Here is a 1,639-nt window from a genome sequence, read left to right on the forward strand (position 1 = left end):
ACAATCACTTTGGAGTTGGACATTCCCGCCAAGTGCTGGATCGCGCCCGAAATACCGCAGGCAATGTATAAGTCCGGTGTAACGACTTTTCCTGTCTGGCCGATCTGAAGAGAATAATCGCAATACCCCGCATCGCACGCGCCGCGGGAAGCACCTACTGCACCACCCAGCACGGCCGCCAGCTCCTGAAGCGGGTTAAATCCGTCTTCGCTCTTTACGCCGCGGCCGCCGGCCACGATGACTTTCGCTTCGGACAGGTCCACTCCCTCGGACGTTTTGCGGACCACTTCCTGGATCACCGTGCGGAGATCTTTAATATCTGCCTGCACAGAAGTGACGTCGCCTGTACGGGAAGCATCCTTTTCAAGCGGCTCAATATTGTTCGGGCGGACAGAGGCGAGAAGCAGGCCTTCGCTGACCTTGCGCTTTTCAAAGGCTTTCCCGGAATAAATCGGGCGGGTAAAGACGATGTCCCCGCCTTCCTCCTCTACCGCTGTCGCATCGGAAATCAAGCCGGCACCCAGGCGGGAAGCCACCTTCGGCGACAAATCCTTGCCAAGCGCCGTGTGGCCGAACAGGATGCCCCCCGGCTGTTCCTGGTCAATGACCGCCAAGAGCGCCTGGGCATAGCCGTCAGAGGTGTACTGGCCAAGCTTCTCATCCTCCACAATGACCGCACGGTCTGCCCCGTACTGAATGAGTTCTTCGGCCAAACTGCGGACGGAAGCGCCGATCAATACGCCAACGACCTCGCCTCCCTGGGCCGCCTTCTTCGCGGCTGCTGCCGCCTCAAAGGATACATTTCTTAAAGCTCCGTCTCTTGCTTCTGCTACTACCAATACTTTTCTTGTCATATTTGTCCCTCCTGTCTTTTTATCCTTAAATGACTTTCGCTTCTGTACGCAAGGCCTGTACAAGCTCCTGCACCTGTTCGCTGATCTCGCCTTCCAGGATACGTCCAGCTTCCTTCGCCGGCGGCAGGAAGACATCCATTCGCTCCGTCTTCGCTTCCACTTCGTCTTCGTCAAGATCCAAATCATCCAGCTCCAGCTCGTCCAGCGGTTTTTTCTTTGCTTTCATGATGCCCGGAAGTGATGGATAGCGCGGCTCATTTAACCCCTGCTGAGCCGTCACGAGAAGCGGCAGGGACGTCTCGATTTTCTCTTCATCGCCTTCTACATCACGGACGATACGAACGGTTTCCCCCTCTATCTCCAAGCTTGTAACCGTTGTGACATATGGGATGCCGAGCTGGTCTGCCACGCGCGGGCCGACCTGGCCGCTGCCCCCGTCAATCGCCACGTTGCCGGCAAGGATCAAGTCTACTTCTTTGCCTTTCAGGAATTCAGCCAGCACCTTCGCTGTTGTAAATTGGTCTGCCTTCTCTACGTCCTCTTCAATATTGATCAACACGGCTTTATCCGCTCCCATAGCGAGCGCCGTGCGCAGCTGCTTCTCTGCCTCTTCTGAACCGACCGATACGACCGTCACCTCGCCGCCTTGCGCATCGCGAATCTGGATGGCTTCCTCTACCGCATATTCATCATATGGATTGATAATAAACTCAGCACCGTCTTCCTGTATGGTTCCGCCTTGAATATTGATTTTTTCCTCTGTATCAAATGTTCTTTTTAGTAAG

2 protein-coding genes are annotated in these 1,639 nt (G+C 55.1%); both read right to left on the reverse strand.

Annotated features, from left to right (window positions below):
• A partial coding sequence (locus QY97_RS19065) for an electron transfer flavoprotein subunit alpha/FixB family protein (protein ID WP_039230609.1) occupies positions 1-854 on the reverse strand: 854 nt, incomplete at its 3' end.
• A 25-nt stretch (positions 855-879) separates the two neighbouring features.
• On the reverse strand, positions 880-1,639 hold a 760-nt coding region (locus QY97_RS19070; protein ID WP_039230612.1), incomplete at its 5' end, for an electron transfer flavoprotein subunit beta/FixA family protein.

The sequence above is a fragment of the Bacillus thermotolerans genome (genome assembly GCF_000812025.2).
Lineage (GTDB): Bacteria > Bacillota > Bacilli > Bacillales > Domibacillaceae > Quasibacillus > Quasibacillus thermotolerans.